1 protein-coding gene is annotated in these 722 nt (G+C 44.9%); it reads right to left on the bottom strand.

Going from position 1 to position 722, the window contains the following annotated elements:
* Positions 1-46: 46 nt before the first annotated feature.
* On the bottom strand, positions 47-610 hold the full coding sequence (locus R7E78_RS26495; protein WP_005461717.1) for a YqgE/AlgH family protein: 564 nt from the start codon (positions 608-610) through the stop codon (positions 47-49).
* Between the last annotated feature and the right edge of the window lie 112 nt (positions 611-722).

Below are 722 nucleotides of genomic sequence, written 5' to 3'. Positions count from 1 at the left end.
AGTGTCTCAAATCTTAATGAAGTGGAAGTTAAGGAAGGCGGTTGCGTTACGCATGACCTGCGTCTGCCGACAATTGACTCGGGTCGATACCTAGCTTTTCTACCGCTTTTTTCCAGCGCTCTGTAATGGGCGTATCGAAGATGATTTCTGGTGTGGCTTCGATGGTTAGCCAAGAGTTTTCAACCAGTTCATTTTCTAACTGACCAGCACTCCAACCGGAATAACCAAGAGCAACCAAATAGTCACTTGGCTCAGCCTCTGTCCCCAATACGGAAAGAATATCTCGCGAAGTGGTGACAGCAAGGTCATCGGTCATTTGAATGCTGGATTCATAGTAATCTTTCGGTTTATGTAGAATAAAACCACGGTCTTCTGAGATTGGACCGCCATTGTAGACGGGTCTATCTAAGCTGGCTTCAAACAGGCGCGGGTGAACAGGCTGCACGTCAACTTGCTTGAGCATGTTGCCTACGGTGATATCAACAGGCGCGTTGATCATCAGGCCCATAGCGCCTTCTTCGTTATGTTCACAAACGTAGATAACGCTATTCTGGAAATACGGATCTTTCATTCCAGGCATGGCTACTAAAAAATGGTTTGTGAGGTTCATTCTCATACCGACCTTTAAGACTCGTAAATGCACTTAAGCAAACTCGCGACTATGTGCATGAGTTTGCTTAAGATAATGTCTGGTTCTCTACTATAACTGTACTATAAATTCA

This window comes from Vibrio sp. YT-19(2023) (assembly GCF_033337395.1).
The sequence above is the reverse complement of the archived record's forward strand: the minus strand, read 5'-3'. Positions and strand labels throughout refer to the sequence as shown.